Annotated in this window: 13 protein-coding genes and 1 tRNA gene; 9 read left to right on the top strand and 5 right to left on the bottom strand. The window is 72.4% G+C overall.

All coding sequences use genetic code 11. From position 1 onward, the window contains the following. Positions 1-50: 50 nt before the first annotated feature. Positions 51-722, bottom strand: coding sequence for a DUF461 domain-containing protein (locus tag OIE49_RS16900; RefSeq protein ID WP_100569069.1), 672 nt, complete (start codon positions 720-722; stop codon positions 51-53). A 712-nt stretch (positions 723-1,434) separates the two neighbouring features. Between OIE49_RS16900 and OIE49_RS16895 the strand changes: the two genes are divergently transcribed. The 7 genes from OIE49_RS16895 (at position 1,435) to OIE49_RS16865 (ending at position 8,479) form a co-directional block, all read left to right on the top strand. Beyond that, positions 1,435-1,917, top strand: a complete 483-nt coding sequence (locus tag OIE49_RS16895; RefSeq protein ID WP_003953493.1) for a CarD family transcriptional regulator — start codon at positions 1,435-1,437, stop codon at positions 1,915-1,917. A gap of 311 nt (positions 1,918-2,228) precedes the next feature. Next, positions 2,229-2,993 carry a 2-C-methyl-D-erythritol 4-phosphate cytidylyltransferase gene (ispD, locus tag OIE49_RS16890; RefSeq protein WP_326803062.1) on the top strand — a complete coding sequence of 255 codons (765 nt, stop codon included), beginning with the start codon at positions 2,229-2,231 and terminating at the stop codon, positions 2,991-2,993. Beyond that, positions 2,983-3,477: a 2-C-methyl-D-erythritol 2,4-cyclodiphosphate synthase gene (gene ispF / locus OIE49_RS16885; protein ID WP_326803061.1), complete on the top strand. Its 495-nt coding sequence runs from the start codon at positions 2,983-2,985 to the stop codon at positions 3,475-3,477. Before ispD ends, ispF begins: the two co-directional genes overlap by 11 nt. A gap of 99 nt (positions 3,478-3,576) precedes the next feature. Then, on the top strand, positions 3,577-3,981 hold the full coding sequence (locus OIE49_RS16880) for a PPOX class F420-dependent oxidoreductase (protein WP_100569066.1): 405 nt from the start codon (positions 3,577-3,579) through the stop codon (positions 3,979-3,981). 105 nt (positions 3,982-4,086) lie between these two features. After that, a complete protein-coding gene (gene cysS, locus OIE49_RS16875; protein WP_326803059.1) occupies positions 4,087-5,487 on the top strand; it encodes a cysteine--tRNA ligase in 1,401 nt (466 codons plus the stop codon). Positions 5,488-5,584: 97 nt separating this feature from the next. Then, entirely contained in the window at positions 5,585-6,526 is a 942-nt protein-coding gene (gene rlmB, locus OIE49_RS16870) for a 23S rRNA (guanosine(2251)-2'-O)-methyltransferase RlmB (protein ID WP_326803058.1), read from the top strand. A gap of 183 nt (positions 6,527-6,709) precedes the next feature. After that, positions 6,710-8,479, top strand: a complete 1,770-nt coding sequence (locus OIE49_RS16865) for a DoxX family protein (protein WP_326803057.1) — start codon at positions 6,710-6,712, stop codon at positions 8,477-8,479. Positions 8,480-8,714: 235 nt separating this feature from the next. On the opposite strand, the gene OIE49_RS16860 is transcribed toward OIE49_RS16865, so the two are convergent. The 3 genes from OIE49_RS16860 to OIE49_RS16850 form a co-directional block, all read right to left on the bottom strand. Beyond that, entirely contained in the window at positions 8,715-9,446 is a 732-nt protein-coding gene (locus OIE49_RS16860) for a nucleotidyltransferase family protein (protein WP_326803056.1), read from the bottom strand. A 985-nt stretch (positions 9,447-10,431) separates the two neighbouring features. Further along, positions 10,432-10,887, bottom strand: a complete 456-nt coding sequence (locus tag OIE49_RS16855) for a hypothetical protein (protein ID WP_326803055.1) — start codon at positions 10,885-10,887, stop codon at positions 10,432-10,434. Positions 10,888-11,130: 243 nt separating this feature from the next. Next, entirely contained in the window at positions 11,131-12,267 is a 1,137-nt protein-coding gene (locus OIE49_RS16850; RefSeq protein WP_326803054.1) for an ABC transporter ATP-binding protein, read from the bottom strand. Positions 12,268-12,499: 232 nt separating this feature from the next. Here OIE49_RS16850 and OIE49_RS16845 point away from each other — a divergent pair. Next, positions 12,500-12,577: transfer RNA gene (locus OIE49_RS16845), tRNA-Thr, on the top strand. Between the two features lie 56 nt (positions 12,578-12,633). Here the strand turns inward: OIE49_RS16845 and OIE49_RS16840 are convergent. Then, positions 12,634-14,280: an FAD-dependent oxidoreductase gene (locus tag OIE49_RS16840; protein ID WP_326803053.1), complete on the bottom strand. Its 1,647-nt coding sequence runs from the start codon at positions 14,278-14,280 to the stop codon at positions 12,634-12,636. Positions 14,281-14,511: 231 nt separating this feature from the next. On the opposite strand from OIE49_RS16840, the gene OIE49_RS16835 reads away from it, so the two are divergent. Beyond that, positions 14,512-15,651 carry a SchA/CurD-like domain-containing protein gene (locus OIE49_RS16835; protein WP_326803052.1) on the top strand — a complete coding sequence of 380 codons (1,140 nt, stop codon included), beginning with the start codon at positions 14,512-14,514 and terminating at the stop codon, positions 15,649-15,651. Positions 15,652-15,655 lie beyond the last annotated feature (4 nt).

Here is a 15,655-nt window from a genome sequence, read left to right as displayed (position 1 = left end):
CGGCACCCTCGTGGAGAGGGTGCCGCCCTTGTCGCATGCGGGAGCGGGTCTCAGTGACCGGCCGCCGACTGCGAGGCCGAGTCGCTGGGCGTCGCGGCGGCGTCGGCGCCCTCCGACGCGGAGGCCGACTCGGACGGCGCGTCCGACGGCGACTTGGACCGCTTGCCCGCGGGGGAGTGGGACGCGGCCGGCTCGCCGGGGGCCGCCGGGATGTTGCTCGGGCCCCACTTGTCGAAGTAGCCCTCGGCCGGGACCACGAAGGGGCGCAGGCTCACGTCACCGGTCTTGCTGAAGGTGAAGGTGACCTTCTGCGCGTTGCCGTCCTTGAGCACCGGGCCCGGGTTGGTCAGCGCGGCGGAGGCGTTGCCCTTGCCGCCGAGGATCACGGAACCGTGCGCGGGGACGATCACCTTGCCGCCGCCCTGCGCCGCGGTGAGCTGGGCGGAGCCGTCGCCGTCGACACGGATCGCGTCCAGCGTCTCGTCCGTCGTGCCGCTGTTGAACAGCGTCGCGATGATCACGGCCGGGCCCTTGGTCTGGACGCCGGGCTGGGTGACGACCACCGCGTTCTGGACCTTGATCGTGCCGACCGTCGTGGCCGCGTTGTCGGGGTGGATCTGGAGCGTCTGGGCATCGTTGCCGGCGCCGCACGCGGCGAGCGAGGCGAGCGAGAACGCGATGGCGGCGGCGGCGAGGGCGCCGCGTCGAAGGCTGCTGCTCACGGCGGCGGCAACTCCTTGAACGTGGGCGGAACAGGACGGCTCCCTTATAAAGCCGCCCTAAGCGTCTGTCAGCGGCCATAGGTTATCGAGCCGTTCCCGCAGGCCCGCACCCGACCCGCCCCCTGTGCCCCGCGCCACACCCCGCTTCCCCCACGGCGCAGCCGTCCGGGCGGCCGTAACCGGTCGGCGGACCGGGTCCGTTCCGCCGGGCGGCCGGATCCGTACGGGCACCCGCGCATTGGCCGCGCGGCTGTCCGCCTTTCCCATTACCGCCACCCGCATAGCCCGCTCATAGCGCGTCATCGGCCTGCTGGGGATTTCCGGTGAAGGAATGCGCGCCGGGGGTGGGAATTGATCAACGGCCGCCCGTCCGGTGGATGGGACGAACGGCGTGATCAATTCCGGATTCGTCTTGGAGACGGCTGGGAAGCACCGAACGGAGTAGCGGAAGTCGAGCGCTTGGAACCAGACAAAACGGGATGTTCAGCCGTTTGGACGGGGTGCCGGATGTGTGTAACGTACGCGTTTCGGCCCACACGCGGAGCCCCTCCGACCTGCGAATACCCGCTTCCTCTTGACCTCCGGGACCCTTCCGAAGCACGTCCCCGTTGCTGTTGTCAAGCCCCGAGATATGCCCTGACCTGCGAAAACGCCATTCAGAAGACGCCGTATCCGTGTTACCCTGGATAGCCACGGAAGGGGTACCTGTCACATGACGTTCAAGGTTGGCGACACCGTGGTCTATCCCCATCACGGGGCCGCGCTGATCGAGGCTATCGAAACTCGCCAGATCAAAGGCGTGGACAAGACCTACTTGGTGCTGAAGGTCGCCCAGGGTGACCTGACGGTGCGTGTGCCAGCGGACAATGCGGAGTTCGTCGGCGTGCGTGATGTGGTCGGTCAGGACGGGCTGGACCGGGTCTTCGAGGTCCTGCGTGCTCCGTACGCCGAGGAGCCCACGAACTGGTCGCGTCGCTACAAGGCAAATCTGGAGAAGCTCGCCTCCGGCGATGTCATCAAGGTCGCGGAAGTAGTACGTGACCTGTGGCGTCGCGAGCGCGAGCGCGGACTCTCCGCCGGTGAGAAGCGCATGCTCGCCAAGGCCCGCCAGATCCTGGTGAGCGAGCTCGCCCTCGCGGAGAACACCAACGAGGACAAGGCCGAGGCCCTGCTCGACGAGGTTCTCGCGTCCTGACGCGAGGCGACCGTCACACCCGCCTCAGTTCAGCACAGAAAATGCCGCGGTGCCCGATGGCGCGTTTTACGTCGCCGGGCGCTGCGGCATGTTCGTACCCGCGCGGGCCCGCGCGGGTCTCCTCCATGCCGTACGGCGGGAGAGGTTCCCCCCGATACTGTGTGCCGGGCCCGGGCAGTCGGCTCGACCAGTGTCACGGAAGGGTCCGGTCGAGGCCGTGCGCCCGGCACTCCCCCCGGGCTCTGCGAGCAAGGGGGATGCTCCCCCAGGCCATACCCACGCCGGGCCGCCACACAAACCTGACAGGAACCATGTCTGACGAATCGCGTCCCTCGTCCGCAGGCGGCAGGCCGGGAGCCCCCGTCGCCGCCGTGATTCCGGCCGCCGGCCGGGGCGTACGCCTCGGCCCAGGCGCCCCCAAGGCGCTGCGCGCGCTGAGCGGCACGCCCATGCTCATCCACGCCGTGCGGGCCATGGCCGCCTCCCGGGCGGTCGGTCTCGTCGTCGTCGTGGCCCCGCCCGACGGCGCCGCCGAGGTCAAGTCGCTCCTCGACGCGCACGCGCTGCCCGAGCGCACGGACTTCCTCGTCGTGCCGGGCGGCGAGAGCCGCCAGGAGTCGGTCGGGCTCGGCCTGGACGCGCTGCCGCCGGGCCACGACATCGTCCTCGTGCACGACGCGGCCCGTCCGCTGGTGCCGGTGGACACCGTGGACGCGGTGATCGAGGCCGTGCGGGCCGGGGCGTCCGCCGTCGTGCCGGCGCTGCCGCTCGCCGACACCGTCAAGCAGGTCGAGCCCGCGGCGGAGCCCGGCGGGCCCGAGCCGGTGGTGGCCACGCCCGACCGGTCGCTGCTGCGGGCCGTGCAGACCCCGCAGGGCTTCGACCGGGCGACGCTGGTCCGCGCCCACGAGACCGTCACCGACGACGTCACCGACGACGCGAGCATGGTCGAGCAGCTCGGCGAGAGGGTCGTGGTCGTGCCCGGCCACGAGGAGGCCTTCAAGGTCACCCGCCCGCTCGACCTGGTCCTCGCGGAGGCGGTCCTGGCCCGGCGGAGGCTGAACGATGGCTTCTGACGCGCCCCTGCTTCCCCAGGTCGGCATCGGCACCGACATCCACGCTTTCGAGGAGGGCCGCGAGTTGTGGTGCGCGGGCCTGAAGTGGGAGGGCGAGGGCCCGGGACTGGCCGGGCACTCCGACGCCGACGTCGTCGCGCACGCCGCGTGCAACGCGCTGCTCTCGGCCGCCGGCCTCGGCGACCTCGGGCAGCACTTCGGCACCGGGCGCCCCGAGTGGTCGGGCGCTCCGGGGGTCACCCTGCTGGCGGAGGCCGCGCGGATCGTCCGCGCGGCGGGCTTCCGGATCGGGAACGTCGCGGTGCAGGTCGTCGGCCCCCGGCCGAAGATCGGCAAACGCCGGGACGAGGCCCAGAAGGTCCTGTCCGAGGCGGCCGGGGCACCGGTCACCGTCTCCGGCGCGACGACCGACGGGCTCGGCTTCCCCGGCCGGGGCGAGGGGCTGATGGCGGTGGCCACGGCGCTCGTGGTGCGAGTGGACTGACGGCGTGCGAGGGTACCCGCGTACGCCTCGTCCCCGACGCGTACGCACCCGCCCCCGACGCGGGCACCCGACGCGCGACCAGGTTCACGGAGGTCCCCCATGTCCGCCGCCCTGCCCGACCGGCTCAAGTCACTGCTCGACGGTCCCGTCTTCGTCATCCTCGGCACGATCCAGCCCGACGGCAGCCCGCAGATGTCCCCGGTGTGGGCGAAGCGGGACGGCGACGACGTCCTCGTCTCCACCACCGTGGACCGCCGCAAGAAGAAGAACCTCGACCGCGACGCCCGCGTGAGCGTCGTCGTCCAGGACCCCGAATCGCCCTATGAGTACGCCGAGATCCGCGGCACCGTGGAGACGACCACCGCGGGCGGCCGGCAGCTCATCGACGAGCTGTCCATGAAGTACACCGGCAAGAAGTACGCCGAGTTCAACCCCTCCTCGGCGCAGGACGCCGAGCGCGTGATCGTACGGATCAGGCCGCGGAAGGTCGTCGGCCTCCTCTGACCGCCGCCCTCCCGCGCGGCGCATACGCGTCACCTGTGCGGAAAAGCGGCGGGCGCACGGCGAAAGGCAGGCGAGGCACTGCCCGGCGCCCACTACCCTGGAGTGGTGACCATTCGCCTGTACGACACCAGCGCCCGGCAGATCCGTGACTTCACCCCGCTCGAGCCGGGTTGTGTCTCGATCTACCTGTGCGGCGCGACCGTGCAGGCGGCCCCGCACATCGGGCACATCCGCTCGGGGCTGAACTTCGACATCATGCGCCGCTGGTTCGCCTACCGCGGCTACGAGGTGACGTTCATCCGCAACGTCACCGACATCGACGACAAGATCATCACCAAGGCGCGCGAGCAGCACCGCCCGTGGTGGTCGATCGGCTACGAGAACGAGCGCGCGTTCGACGACGGTTACACCGCGCTCGGCTGCCTGCCGCCCACCTACGAGCCCCGCGCCACCGGCCATGTGCCGGAGATGATCGAGATGATGCAGGGGCTCATCGAGCGCGGCCACGCCTACGCGGCCGACGGCAACGTCTACTTCGACGTGCGCTCCTTCCCCGGCTACCTGGAGCTGTCGCGGCAGGAGCTCGACAACCTGCTCCAGCCCTCGGGCGAGGGCGAGACCGGCAAACGCGACCCGCGTGACTTCGCCATGTGGAAGTCGGCCAAGCCGGGCGAGCCGACCTGGTCCACCCCGTGGGGGCCGGGACGTCCGGGCTGGCACCTGGAGTGCTCGGCGATGGCGCACAAGTACCTCGGCAGCGCCTTCGACATCCACGGCGGCGGCCTGGACCTGATCTTCCCGCACCACGAGAACGAGATTGCCCAGGCCAAGGCCTACGGCGACGACTTCGCGCGGTACTGGGTGCACAACGCCTGGGTGACCATGGCCGGCGACAAGATGTCCAAGTCGCTGGGCAACAGCGTGCTGGTCTCCGAGATGGTCAAGCAGTGGCGGCCCATCGTGCTGCGGTACTACCTGGGCACCCCGCACTACCGCTCGATGATCGAGTACAGCGAGGAGGCGCTGCGCGAGGCCGAGTCCGGTTTCGCCCGGATCGAGGGCTTCGTCCAGCGCGTGGTGGAGAAGGTCGGCCCGGTCGAGCCGGCCGAGCAGGTGCCGCCCGCGTTCGCCGAGGCGATGGACGACGACCTGGGCGTGCCGCAGGCGCTCGCGGTGGTGCACACCACCGTCCGCCAGGGCAACAGCGCGCTCGCGGCCGACGACAAGGAGGCCGCCGTGGCCCGGCTCGCCGAGGTGCGTGCCATGCTCGGTGTCCTCGGCCTCGACCCGCTGGACCCGCACTGGGCCGGAGGGGCGGAGCAGCGCGGCGAGGACCTGCACGGCGTGGTCGACACCCTGGTCCGCATGGTCCTCGACCAGCGCGAGGCGGCTCGTGCGCGCAAGGACTGGGCGGCCGCCGACGCCCTCCGCGACCAGCTGAACCAGTCGGGCCTGGTCATCGAGGACAGCCCGCAGGGGCCGCGCTGGAGTCTGGGCGCGCGCTGAGCCCGCCCGCGAGCGCGGAAGATCGATTGTGCCGCCCGGCCTCCCGGGCGGCACACTGCATAGACGTACGTACGACGCTTCAACAGACAGGTAGGTCATGGCCGGGAACAACCGCCGCATGTCCGGCAAGAAGGGCGCGCAGGTCGGCAGCGGCGGCCAGCGGCGCCGGGGGCTCGAGGGCAAGGGGCCGACGCCCCCCGCCGAGATGCGCAAGGGGCACGCCAAGCAGCGCGCTGCCCAGTCGAAGGTGCGCCGCGCCCAGGGCCGCCCGCCGCAGCGGCGCGGTTCGGGCCGGTCGTCCTCCGAGCTCGTGGTCGGCCGCAACCCGGTCGTCGAGGCGCTGCGCGAGGGCGTGCCCGCCACCACGCTCTACGTCCAGCAGTTCATCGACAACGACGAGCGGGTGCGCGAGGCGCTCCAGCTCGCGGCCGAGCGCGGCGGGATCAACCTCATGGAGGCCCCGCGTCCCGAGCTCGACCGGATGACGAACGGACTCAACCACCAGGGCCTGGTCCTCCAGGTGCCGCCGTACGAGTACGCGCACCCCGAGGACCTCGCCGACGCGGCCTACGACGAGGGCGAGGATCCGCTGATCGTCGCCCTCGACGGAGTCACCGACCCGCGCAACCTCGGCGCGGTGGTCCGCTCCGTCTCCGCCTTCGGCGGGCACGGCGTGGTGGTCCCCGAGCGGCGCGCGGCCGGTATGACCGCGGGTGCCTGGAAGACCTCCGCCGGCGCCGCCGCCCGTACGCCGGTGGCCCGTGCCACCAACCTGACCCGCGCCCTGGAGATGTACCAGAAGGCGGGCATCACGGTGGTCGGCCTCGCGGCGGACGGCGAGGCGGAACTCGGCGACCTGGACGCCCTGGCGGGTCCCGTCGTCATCGTCGTCGGCAGCGAGGGCAAGGGTCTGTCCCGGCTGGTCGGCGAGACCTGCGACGTGCGGGTGCGCATCCCGATGCCGGGCGGCGCGGAGTCGCTGAACGCCGGTGTCGCGGCCGGCATCGTGCTCTACGAGGCGGCGCGCAGGCGCGCCTGAGCGGCCGTCCGGGGCCGGGCGCGGGCGCGCCTGGCAGGTCGTCCTCAGCCCGGCGCGGGTGGTCGAACGGTCGTCCGTACGGTCACCCGCCCGGGTGGAACCGGGCGATCCGCACAACCTTGACGCGGTCCGGACAGATCCGACGCGCCGTGGCAGTGTCCTAACTCCTCGTCACTCGGTTAGATGAGTGTGGACACCAGAACACCCCGCACACCCACGGGGGACCGTTCGTCGGGATACGACGACGCTCCCGCGCTGAGCATGGTGAAGGTGCCGAGCGATCCGGCGCAGGTCATCGTCAACCACGCCAGTTTCCGCGTGCAGTTGGGCGCCACCTCGCGGCGCGCCCAGACCCGGCGGATCGCCCGGCACCCCGGCGGCACCGAGTACACCGGCAGCGTGCCCGTCGCCGCGGGCCGGGCCGGGGCCGCGACCCACCGCCGTCCGGTCGTCTGGAGCGGCCGGTCCGCCCCCGATGACACCGGCGCCCACCGGCTGCTCCAGGCCGTGCGGAGCGGAAGCGTGCGGTACGCCGACGAGTCGTCCGCGGACACCGGGGCCACGCGGGTCGTCCCGCGCGTCGGCGGCACACCCGGCTACGACGCCTACGACCTCGAACGGACGGTCGAGACCCCCGTCGTCGGCGCCCAGCGCGCGCCCCAGCCCGGCGAGACCCGGCTGCTGCCGCACATGCGGACCGCGGGCAGCGCCTACGAGGAGTCCGCCCACGGCGGTGCCGGATACGGCGGCACCGGGTACGGCGAGAACGCGTACGACACTCCGGCGCACGGCCAACCGTCGTACGACGACGCCGGCTTCGCGGAGGACAGGTACGCCGAGGACGCCGAGGACGGCGTCTACGACACCTACGGCGAGCAGGACGGGCACCGGCAGGGCAGGCGCCACGCCGACGACCCGTCCCGGCACGCGTACTACCCGGGCCGGCGCATGAACCTCGGGGTCGTGCTGCTCCCGCTGCGCATCTTCCTCGGGTTCATCTCGCTCTACGCCGGCATGGGCAAGCTGTGCGACCCGCTGTACTTCGACGGCGGCAAGCGCGGCTCCATGGTCAAGTGGCTCGACACCCTGCACCCCTGGGAAGTCGCCGAGCCGCTGCGCCAGTTCGCGCTCCACCACCCCGTCGGCTCCGGACTCTTCATCGCCTTCCTCCAGGTCGTCGTGGGCATCCTCACGGTCCTGGGCTGCTGGCAGCGGGTCGCCGCGGGGATCGGCGCGCTGCTGTCGGCCGCGCTGATCGTGACGGTGAGCTGGAAGTCGGTGCCCGCCTACGACGCGCCGGACATCATCTACCTCGCGGCCTGGTCCCCGCTGGTCATCGCGGGCGCGCCCGTGTACTCCGTGGACGGCCGCCTCGCCGCCTCCGCCTGGCGGCGGCTCGGACCGCGCTCCGACATCTGGGAACTGCGCCGGTTCGTGCTGCGCCGCGGCGCCCTGGTCACGGTGGTCGTCACCGGTCTGACGCTGCTCGTCGGCTCGCTGCTCGGCGGAGCCGTCCGCGACGCCGACCGGGTGGTCGTGCCCGGGCCGGGCGAGGCCCCGCGCAACGAGCTGCCCGGTTCGCCGCTGCCGAAGGAGACGGGTGAGCGGCAGCAGCCGCCGTCGGCGTCGACGTCGCCGGCCACCCGGCACGGCTCCTCGGCGAGCCCGTCCCGCGGTCCCGCGAGCACGCCGGGCGCGGCCCGCGAGAGCGGTACCGCGACCGGCGGCGTGCCGAGCGAGACCCAGGGCACCGGTCGGACGCCGCCGCGGCACTCCGCCCCGGCGCAGCAGGCGCCCAGCGCCAGTTCGGGTCCGACCTCCGGCGGTACCGCGACCGGCGGCAGCACCGGATCGAGCGGTGGCTCCGGGGGACCCAGCTCAAGCAGCGGCGGCTCCAGCGGTGGCGGCTCCTCCTCTGGCCAGCCGGGGCTGGTGGGCGGACTGCTGGGCTAGGGCCTCTCGTGTGGATCATGCCGGGCTCGCGGGCCCTGGCACCGTGCCTCGCGGGGTTGTCGTCGGTTGGCAGGGCTCCGCCCTGCCGCCCTCCTCCGCCTTGCGACGCTCCCCCACTGCCTGAACGGCGTGGGAGGTGCCCCCAGCACCAGACCCCGCTCCCTGATCCGGCCTGATCCAAACAAAAGACCCTAGCCCGGCCTCCGCGGCGCCGCACGGGTGCGGCGCCGCGGACTCACCTGCCCAGTGCCGCCAGTTCCTTGGCGGCCTCGGTGAGGTCCTTCGCGGTGTCGATGGCGCGCCAGTAGGCGCCCTGGGGGATCGGGAAGCCGGCGAGCCTGCGTTCGCGGGCCAGGTGCGGGAAGGTGGTGCGCTCGTGGTCGCCGCGCTCCGGGAGGAGGCCGGCGAACTCGGGCGAGAACACGTAGACGCCCGCGTTGATCTCGAAGGTCGAGGGCGGGGCCTCGATGAAGTCCGTGATGTGGCCGAAGCCGTCCGTCCGCACGGCGCCCCAGGGGATTCGCGGGCGGGCCAGCGCGAGTGTGGCGATCGCGTCGCGCTCGGCGTGGAAGTCGGCCATGTCGCGCAGCGAGAACCGGGTCCAGATGTCGCCGTTGGTGGCGTACCAGGGCTGGTCCGGGTGGGGCAGCTGGGCGGCCGCGAACTTCAGGCCGCCGCCGCGGCCGAGGGGCTCCGGCTCCACGACGGTGCAGACGCGGACCGGCAGGTCCGCCGAGTCCAGCCACTTCTCCAGCACCTCGGCGAGGTGGCCGCAGGACACCACCACGTCCGTCACCCCCTCCTCGGCCAGCCAGGCGAGCTGGTGGCCGATGATCGGAGTGCCCGTGCCGGGGATCTCGACCATCGGCTTGGGCCGGTCGTCGGTGTAGGGCCGCAACCGGGAGCCCTGGCCCCCGGCCAGGACGACGGCTTGAGTGGGGCGGGACGCGGTCTTCGGAGGGGTCATGCCCGCACTGTACGACCCGCCCTCGGAGCGTCCGTCAGGGGCTGTCACCGTACGCACGCGGGCGACGGACACGGCCGACTCGGCCGGACGAAAGCCACTGCAGGAGGACTGCCGCGTCTCGGGACGAGCCGGACGGGGGTCCGGCCCGGCGCCGGTCGTGAAGGGACGGCCGACCCCTCCACGAGTCCCCAGCGCGAAGCCACGCGTGCGGGCGCCGGGCTCCGGCCGGAAGGCGCGGCCGACTGCTCTACGAGGTCCGGGCCGCGGAGCGGGGGCCGGTCGGCATGCCGCCGGTCGCCCCGCCGGTCCGCGGCCCGTTGTGCGGGCGCCGGGCTCCGGTCGGGTGGGGCGGCCGACTGCTGTACGTGGTCCGGGGTGCGGAGCGGTGGGGCGGGGGGCGGTCGGCATGCTGCCGGTCGGCCAGCCGGTCCGCGGCCCGTCGTGCGGGCGCCGGGCTCCGGTCGGGTGGGGGCGGCCGACTGTTCTACGAGGTCCGGGGTGCGGAGCTGCGGGGCGGGTGATGGGGCGCGGTGCGGTGGGGCGAGGGTTGGGCGGCATGCTGTCGGTCGTCGCCCCGCCGGTCCGCGGCCCGTTGTGCGGGCGCCGGGCCCTGGTCGGGTGGGGCGGCTGACCTCTTCACGAGGCCTGGGGCGCGGGAACGGGCGGGCCCGGGCACGGGGGCGTGGTCTCCGCGCCCGGGTCGTCGGTCGTCCGACCCGGGTCGGGGCGCACATCACGGTCATCGTGCCCAGGGCCGGAGCTGCCCCGCCGGGCTGGCGGCCCAGGCGTGGGCAGCGCCGACATGGCTCTCCGCGGTGCCGCCCGGGCACGCCTTCAGGGTGGGCGCGGGTCTCCGCGTTGTCGGTTCGGGTGCCGTCGGGTGCAGGGCGGCTGTCGTCGTCGTGGTGCACGTCGGGCGCGGGACCGGGTGGCCCTTGCCCTGGCGCCGAGGGGTGTGCTCGGGCGGCCAGGGCGATGGGCGGCGTCAGTTGTGGGTGGACTGGATGCCGGTGGCGAAGGAGGTGTCGCAGACCGGGCGGGCGTAGGACTGGGCGCGGGTGGGGCCGTAGATGCGGACGGCGGCGCGGCCCAGGGTGCGGGCGATGGAGGCGCAGTGCCGGGCCAGCGACGGGCGGCCGTTGACCGCCTGCTGGAGGTGGGTGAGGACCACGCCCGGGTTCTTGTCCTGCAGCTCGGTCAGGAGCTGGTCGCGCAGCACGTCCTGCGGGGCGCGGGCGCGGGACTTCGCCGCGGCGGGGGCGGCCATCGCGTCCGACGCGGTCAGGACCGAGTTGGAGGTGCTCCCCGACCAGTTGACCCGGGTGACCGCGAGGGTTCCGGAGAGCACCAGGACGACGGGCAGGACGAGGGCGAGGGAGCGGCCGATCCGGCGGGCGGGGCCCGGGCCGCGTCGCGTGGAGTGGTTGGTGGAGTGCTTCACGCGAGTGAGGGTAGCGCCCGGTAATGATTTGGCGACATTTAGTCACTCCTTCGGGGGATGGCCGAACCCTCCCTCCCGGCCGGCGTGTTGACGCACACCGCTCGAAATGTCCGGTGCGCGGGGGTGGTTCGGGGGCATGGAGAAGGGCCCCGCGGCCAGGTCGCGGGGCCCTTCTCGTCAACTTGGGTGAATCGCTCGGAGGTGTCCCGAGGTTTCAGCCGTAAGGCGTCAGCCGCGGACGGGTCAGTCCGTCAGCCGCTCGCCCGTGGAGGTCGAGAACACGTGGGTCTCGCCCGGCCGCGGCACGACGTGCAGCGTGGAGCCCTTCTCCGGGACGGAACGGCTGTTGACGCGGACGACGAGGTCCCTCTGCTTGCCGCCGACCTCGACCGAGCCGTAGACGTACCCGTCGGCGCCCGTCTCCTCCACCACGTTCACGGAGACGGCGAGGCCGGCCGGAGCGTCCTCGGTGTCCTTCGACAGGGAGGCCGCCGCGCCGCCGCCCAGCTCGACCACGTCGAAGTGCTCGGGGCGCACGCCCACCGTCACCGTGCGGTCGCCCTTGTCCGAGGCGGCCTTGAGCGCGTCGCGGTTGACCGGCACCACGCTGTTGCCGAACTTCACGCCGCCGTCGGTGATCGGCACCTCGACGAGGTTCATGGCGGGCGAGCCGATGAAGCCGGCGACGAAGAGGTTGGCGGGCTTGTCGTACATGTTGCGCGGCGAGTCGACCTGCTGGAGCAGACCGTCCTTGAGCACCGCCACGCGGTCGCCCATCGTCATGGCCTCGACCTGGTCGTGGGTGACGTAGACGGTGGTGATGCCGAGCCGGCGCTGGAGCGAGGCGATCTGCGTACGGGTGCTCACCCGGAGCTTGGCGTCCAGGTTGGACAGCGGCTCGTCCATGAGGAACACCTGCGGCTCGCGCACGATCGCGCGGCCCATGGCGACACGCTGGCGCTGACCGCCGGAGAGCGCCTTCGGCTTGCGGTCGAGGTACTCGGTCAGGTCGAGGATCTTCGCGGCCTCCTCGACCTTCTGCCGGATCTCCGCCTTGTTGACGCCGGCGATCTTGAGCGCGAAGCCCATGTTGTCGGCGACCGTCATGTGCGGGTACAGCGCGTAGTTCTGGAACACCATGGCGATGTCCCGGTCCTTCGGTGGGAGGTGGGTGACGTCGCGGTCACCGATCCGGATGGCTCCGCCGTTGACGTCCTCCAGGCCCGCGAGCATCCGCAGGGAGGTGGACTTGCCGCAACCGGACGGGCCGACCAGGACGAGGAACTCACCGTCCTCGATGTCGATCTCGAGCGCGTCGACGGCGGGCTTGTCGGAACCCGGGTAGATCCGGGTCGCCTTGTCGAACTGGACAGTGGCCATGGCGAATGGGCCCCCTTCTACCGGCAGGAACGTGCCGGACGATCCGTTGTAGGAAGGTGGTGCCACTACGGGTGATTCCGTTGTGGTGGTGTAGTCCACACGAGTGAACTGGCACAGGACGGTACCTGGCGTTCACCTGGTCTGTCAGCACCCGGGGGCGAGTGAACTTCGCGGAAACTCCTGCGGGGCCGTCGCGGGGACCTGGGTACACTGCACGGAAACACCCACGCAGGCCTCCTTAGCTCAGCTGGTCCAGAGCGGCTGTCTTGTAAACAGCAGGTCGTCGGTTCGAATCCGACAGGGGGCTCCACGCACGAAGGCCGCCCGCACTGTGAAGCGCGGGCGGCCTTCGTTTGTTTTCGCAGGTCAGGCAGTTCTGAGGAGGGTCCGTACGACCTGACGCAGCGTTGCCTCCGCGTCCGGGGCGGCGGCTGACGTCCGCCAGGCCACGAATCCGTCCGGGCGGACCAGTACCGCTCCGTCGGCCGTGGTGCCGTGGGCACGCGCCCAGTCGGGTGCCGCGCCCTCCACGCCGTCGCGCGGGTCGTGGACGATCTCGGCGCCGAAGCGGTACGAGTCCAGGCGTACGCCGTCGCTCTCGGCGACGCGCAGGGCCGCCGCGTGCCAGCCCGCCGCCGACCGGGCGTCGCTCAGCAGCACCAGGGAGCGCTCGTAGAGGTCGAGCGTCGAGATCCGCTCGCCGCCGCGGCGCAGCCACAGGTGGGGCGCCCTGCTGCCCGGCTCGCCGCTCAGGCGCATCGACTCGGGCACGACTTCCTGGTTTGGGTCGGCGCCCACGACGGCGCCCTGCGGGTAGCGGTAGCCGAGGACGACGTTGAGGATGCCGCCGCGCCTGCCACCGCCGATGCCGGGGGCCGGCGCGAAGCCGGGGTGGCTGTGCTCGACGGAGCGGGCGGAGGCGCGGGCGCTGGTCGCCGTGGCGACGGGGCGGCGCTCGGCGTCGTAGGTGTCGAGGAGGCCCGGTCCGGCCCAGCCGCCGAGCACGGCGGCCAGCTTCCAGACCAGGTTGTGCGCGTCCTGGATGCCGGTGTTGGAGCCGAAGGCGCCGGTGGGGGACATCTCGTGCGCGGAGTCACCGGCGAGGAACACCCGTCCGGCCGAGTAGCGGTCGGCGACCCGTTCGGCGGCGCGCCAGGACGCCTTTCCGGTGATCTCCACATCGAGGTCGGGGGCCCCGATCGCGCGGCGGATGTGCCGCTGGAGCCGGTCCTCGGTGAACTCCTCCAGCTTCTCGCCGCGCTCCGGGTGCCAGGGCGCGTGGAAGACCCAGTGCTCCTTGTTGTCGACGGGCAGCAGGGCCCCGTCGGCGTCCGGGTCGGTGAGGTAGCAGCAGATGAAGCGGCGGTCGCCCACCACCTCGGCGAGCAGCTTGGAGCGGAAGGTGACGCTGACGTTGGCGAACAGGTCGCCGGGCCCGCTGTGCCCGATGCCCAGGCGGCGCCGGACCGGGCTGCGCGGCCCGTCGGCGGCGACCAGGTAGTCGGCGCGGACGGTGCAGCGCTCGTCGGTGCCCCGGTCCCGCACCACCGCGGTCACGCCCTCGCCGTCCTGCTCGAAGGACTCCATCTCGTGGGAGTAGCGCAGGTCGCCGCCGAGCCTGCGGGCACCCCTGAGCAGCTCGGGCTCCAGGTCGTTCTGGCTGCACAGGCACCAGGTGGCGGGGCTGAACCTGGCGAGGCCGCCGTCCGGGTCGATGTGCTTGAACAGCCACTCTCCCGCGTCGCCTGCCAGCGTCGGCGTCTGGAGGATGCCGTGGTTCTCCGCCAGCAGGGAGGCCGCCGTCCTGATGTCCGGCTCGACGCCGGCCACCCGGAACAGCTCCATGGTCCGCACGTTGTTGCCGCGTCCGCGGGGGTGGATGGAGGTGCCGGAGTGCCGTTCGACCAGCAGGTGCGGCACGCCGTGGCGGCCCAGGAACAGGGAGGTGGACAGGCCCACCAGGGAGCCGCCCACGATGAGGACGGGTACCCGGTGGTCGGCTTCTCGGCGCATCGATGCCTCCAGGAGCGGGGTGCGGGTGTGGGGCGCATCGGAGTCTCCATGCCCTCGCGGAGGCCGTCGTGCGTACGTCCGCGGCACCAATCACCCCTGTGATCACCCGCGTGGTGCACACGAGTCGCGCACCGATCGGGCACGGCACAGGATCGAGATCACGCTGACGTCGCGTCACCCGCGGCCGGCGTTCCTCCTGCCCCGCCAAGCCCGCCAAGGAGTCGTACGCAGATGACCGCCATTTCTGAGCGTGTATCAGAACCTACCGAGCAGCAGGCAGCGACACGTGTCTCCCAGTCCGTCTTCGACGGCTCCCGGCTCCGGGTCATCCTGCTGGTGGACGTCCACGACGGCGCCCAGCAGCGGTTCCTGGAGGCCTACGAGCAGATGGGCAAGCAGGTCGCGGCCGTTCCCGGGCACGTCAGCGACCAGCTCTGCCAGTCCATCGAGAACCCCTCCCAGTGGCTGATCACCAGCGAGTGGGAGAGCGCCCCGCCGTTCCTCGCCTGGGTGAACAGCGAGGAGCACGTGCGGATGGTGCAGCCGATGCACAGCTGCATCCGGGACACCCGGTCGCTGCGCTTCCACATCGTCCGCGAGACCGGCATCACGGCGGGCAAGGCCACCGCCGAACGCCGGCTCCAGGACGCGGCGCGGATCGGGGACGGTGTGATCCGGCACGCGCTGACCTTCACGGTGAAGCCCGGCAGCGAGCAGAAGGTGGCCGACATCCTGGCCAACTACGAGCCGCCCGAGGCGGACGTGGACGGCACCACCCGGCTGTGCCGCACCTCCCTCTTCATGCACGGCAACCGGGTCGTGCGGGCCATCGAGGTGCGCGGCGACCTCCTCGTGGCGCTGCGGCACGTGGCCCAGCAGCCGCAGATCCGGAAGACCGAGGAGGCCCTCAACCCCTACCTGGAGCAGGACCGCGACCTCGACGACCCGGAGTCCGCCCGGGTGTTCTTCACCCGGGCGGCGCTGCCCGCGGTGCACCACGTGACGGTCGGCCAGGAGAGCACGGAGGGTGAGCGGCACGCGCTGTACTACCCGGCGCGGCCCGGCATGGGCATGAAGCTGGCGGAGCTGCTGTCCCAGCACGACGAGCAGGCCGGCCAGAACCCGGACAGCCCGGTGCTGCGCAGCACGGTCTTCGAGCGGGACGACATCGTCGTCCGGCTGGTCGACGTCCGTGGCGGTCTCGACGCCGACCCGGCCGCCGCGCTGGCCCTGACGGATCCCGCGCAGGCGTCGGAGCTGACCACCCTGCTCGACGAGGGCGCCGCCCCGAAGGACGGCGACCTGGCCCGTCTGCTCACCCTCGCCCGTATGGACCTCATCACCGACCGCCGGTCCGCGCCGGACGCCTGACGCA

Source organism: Streptomyces sp. NBC_01788 (genome assembly GCF_035917575.1).
Classification (GTDB): domain Bacteria; phylum Actinomycetota; class Actinomycetes; order Streptomycetales; family Streptomycetaceae; genus Streptomyces.
This window is presented reverse-complemented; position numbering and strand designations above follow the sequence as displayed.